This window comes from Streptomyces sp. NPDC017943, assembly GCF_044328425.1.
Taxonomy (GTDB): Bacteria; Actinomycetota; Actinomycetes; order Streptomycetales; family Streptomycetaceae; genus Streptomyces; species Streptomyces djakartensis_A.
The window spans coordinates 1-3,696 of record NZ_JBIRHH010000065.1; the positions used below are offsets into that span (position 1 = coordinate 1).

The following is a 3,696-nucleotide window of genomic DNA, read 5'->3' on the forward strand; positions in this document are numbered from 1 at the left end:
AACTGGGACATCACCTACGGCCAGGTCCACCACTACGCCAGCACCCAAGGAGTCAACCTCACCGCACACGACCTCAACGACCTCCGCACCCACACACATCCCGACACCCGAACCGCAGCCCAAGCACAGGCACGAGCCCAAGCCGCGGCCCAAGCCCGAGCCGAAGCCGGGGCAGCGCTTAATGGCGGTGCGAGTGCGGGACCGACGCGCAGCAAGCGACGAGCCGAGGAATGGGCGGCCGCGATACAAGGTCTGTCCAAAGACGACATCACCGACAGCCAACGAAACCTCTGCCTCCCCAGCACCCGCGTGACGGTGGGTGGAGTTCGCATCGGCAGGCATCTGTACAACGCGATGCGGAGAAACGCAGACGGCACTCCGGGCGTGTTTCTGGCACCTGAGGAGTGCGATGCGCTGCGGGCCAAGGGCCTGGAAGGTTTCCTCGTCAAGGTGAAGGGCAAATGGGCGTTGCATAGAAGTCCCGTGCAACCCGATGCCGGGCCCTCGCGCCAGGGGGCGGTGCCCTCCCTGGCGCAGGACGGCTCCGACGCCATGGCTGTGTTCCCGGCCGCGAACACAGCCCGGCCCGGACCGGAAACTCCAGCCTTCCTGCCCCCGCCCCCACTCGGCTGGCCCACCGCGGCATCCACTTCCGCGGCATCCACCTCGTACTCCCACCACACCATGCCCCTCACCGTGGCAGCAGCCGCCGCCCAAGCCCCACCAGGCCCCACCTACCCCCACCCACACCACCCCACAAACCAACACCCCACACCCCGACCCGCCGGACACATCCGCAACCCCCAACCAACCCCAGGCCGAGGACCCGGCCGGCAGGGAATATAGAGAACAGTGAGCTTCTTCAGCGTTGCTTCTCCAGGGCGAGGACGGCCTTGGTCATTTACGTGAGTGTGTTGGGGCTGACGCGGGCCCTGCCGAAGATCCGCCAGGCTTTGAGGCGAGCAAAGGCCCGTTCCACGGGTGAGCGGAGTCGGGCGTGAGCCCGGTTGACGGACTTGGCGGCGGCCCGCGACAACCGACTCTGGGCCGCGTACGAGCTGGCGGTTCGCATCGGCCTGCGGCGCGGTGAGCTGCTCGGGCTGCGCTGGTCGGACGTGGATCTCCACGAAGGCGTCCTCACCGTCCGGCAAGTCCTACAGCGGGTCGGTGGCGAACTGATGATCGTCGCTCCGAAGACGCAGCGCTCGGCCCGCCGTGTGGCCCTGCCGTCCGAGTGTGTGACCGCGCTCCGGGCTCAGCGCGCTCAGCAGATCGCCGACCGGAAGGGAGCGGGCAACAACTGGAGGGGAACGGGGCAGGGCCTCGTCTTTACCACCAAGAACGGAACCCCCATCGAGCCGCGCAACCTGAACCGCTCCTTCGAGGTGCTGTGCCTCCGCGCTGGCATCCGCAAGGTCCGCTTTCACGACCTGCGCCACGCCTGCGCGTCGCTCCTCCACGAGCAGGGCGCCGACGCTCGCATGATCATGGAAGTTCTCGGCCACAGTTCCATCCGAGTAACCATGGACATCTACACCTTCGTCCGGCTCGACTCGCAGCGCTCAGCGTTCGATCGCGTCGGGGATGCCCTGAGGAGTGACGGCAACGACAGAGACGATGACGACGGCGCGGCCGGTGTCCTGGTGGCCGTCTGAACGACCTCGAAAAACCGTTGCCGTCAATCACTGCCGTCAACGCATAAGCCAGAAGTCCTGTGGATCTCTCCACAGGACCTCTGGATTCAAACCTGCAACCTTCTGATCCGTAGTCTGCTGATGGCTTCGGCGCGGACGCTGGCCCGGCGGGTCTGGCTGGCCGGGTAGTCGAGCGCTGCGGCGGCCTATGCTGCGGAGAGCGCGCGTTGCTCCATGACGTCGGCCATCCGCTGCGCGCGGCACTGAGTCAGGGCGCCTGGGCGACGGTGTTGCGGTGCACGCCGAGGCGGTCGGTGACGGCGGTCGCGGTGAGGGCAGGGTCGGCCTCCAGGAGCTGGGCGACACGCGCGGGCAGCTAGTCACGGGGGACCGGGACACCCGCGCTGTTGACGGTCCAGAGGCGGCCGGTGTGCGGCTCCATGCCGGGTCACGACTGCCTGCTATGAGCCCCCTGTGCCGTCATGAACCGTCAGGCACGCGATCACGTAGAGCGACCGTAGTGGTAGCTCACCGCCCTCGTCCCCGGCGGAACCGTCGACGGACTTTGATACAAGCCTTCCGAGAACTTGTCCGCTCAGGTGCGGGGGCCGGGGAAGACAAGCTGCCAGGAGTCGCCGAACCTCCGCCACTGTGAGCCCGACGGCCCCGGACGTCTCACCTGTTCCGCCCCTTTTTCCCCGGCTTGGTGTGCCGTGGCGGCCAGGAAGGCGAGCATGGCCAGAGTGATGTGCCGATACCAGCCCGTGTAGCGGCGGATCTCGTACTGGTCCAGGCCGCACTCATTTTTCGCGGCCTGGAAGCACTCCTCGATCGCCCAGCGTGCCCCGGCGACCCTCACCAGCTCCTGGACGGTGACGTGAAGGGGCGCGTAAGCGAGGAAGTAGGCGATCTCGTCAGGATTGCTGACGCTGCGGCGGGCCAGTGCCCACCGCATCCGGTAGGGGACCTCGCCCTGGTAGTCGAACTCGGCGACGGCCGGCAGGCGCACCGCTGCCCAGTGGTAGACGCGGGGCCCCTTCGCGCCGTCGCCGCAGGAGATCTTCTCCCACGCTTCGTCCGGGGCCTGCGCGAACAGGCCCTCGATCCGTGAACACCCCGCGGTGAACTGTGGCTTGGGGACGGCCAGTACGTAGCCGACACCCGACTGCTCCAGCATCCGGCGCAAGCGGTTGTCCTGGCCGTAGGCGGAATCCGCGGTGACCCAGGCGATGGGCAGCGGCGAGGCGAGCGCCCGCAGCACCATGTGCCGGGCCAGTTCGCCCTTGGTGGCGAACTCCCGCTCGTCGGGGACTTTCGCGGTGCGGCAGCGTTCACGGTCCTCGGCCCAGGACTTGGGGAGGTAGAGCTCCCGGTCGGCCAGGGCCCGGCCGTTGGCGGAGGCGTAGGCGGCGAAGACGCCGATCTGGCAGTTCTCGGTCCGGCCGGCGGTTCCGGAGTACTGGCGCTGGACCCCGGCTGAGGTGGTGCCCTTCTTGATGAACCCGGTGTCGTCGATGATCAGGACGCCGTCGGCCTCGCCGAGCTTATGAGCGATGTATTCCTGCAGGTCGTCGCGGATGTCGTCGGGCTGCCACTTCGATCCGGCGAGGAGGTGCTGCAAGCCGTTGGGTGTGCGGTGGCCGGCCTGTTCGGCCAGCTGCCAGCTGTTCTTGCGGACCACCGGGGCGAGTAGCCCGCGGGCGTAGTCACGCATACGGCGACGGAGCTCGACCCGGCCCAAGCGGTGCCCGATGGTCAGGAAGAGATCGTCCAGTTCGAGGTCCCACTGCGCGGCGGCAGACCCGGTGATCACCCTCGGAGGCTGCCCCGTCGCTGTCACTACCTGTGGCGTTGTCGCACGACCGAGGGGCGGTCCCCGTGAGACCGCCCCCGCACGACCGACATACCGCTACACCCCCGCCACCCGGCGAAAGACCCCAGGTCAGACAGCGAAATCCTGCTGGAGTACTAGGTTCTGTCTCTTTGGTCAGCGCCGGGTCCAGATGAGGATGCCCGCGAGGTGGAGTGCGGCCTGGTAGGCGATCGCGAGCTTGTCGGTTCG

Annotated in this window: 2 protein-coding genes; one reads left to right on the forward strand and one right to left on the reverse strand. The window is 67.8% G+C overall.

Annotated features, from left to right (window positions below; all coding sequences use genetic code 11):
- Positions 1 to 1,007 precede the first annotated feature (1,007 nt).
- The gene (locus ACH4C6_RS36135; RefSeq protein WP_398112807.1) at positions 1,008 to 1,655 is read left to right on the forward strand and encodes a site-specific integrase; all 648 of its coding nucleotides are present in this window, start codon (positions 1,008 to 1,010) and stop codon (positions 1,653 to 1,655) included.
- Between the two features lie 574 nt (positions 1,656 to 2,229).
- On the opposite strand, the gene ACH4C6_RS36140 is transcribed toward ACH4C6_RS36135, so the two are convergent.
- The gene (locus ACH4C6_RS36140) at positions 2,230 to 3,447 is read right to left on the reverse strand and encodes an IS701 family transposase (protein WP_398112808.1); all 1,218 of its coding nucleotides are present in this window, start codon (positions 3,445 to 3,447) and stop codon (positions 2,230 to 2,232) included.
- Between the last annotated feature and the right edge of the window lie 249 nt (positions 3,448 to 3,696).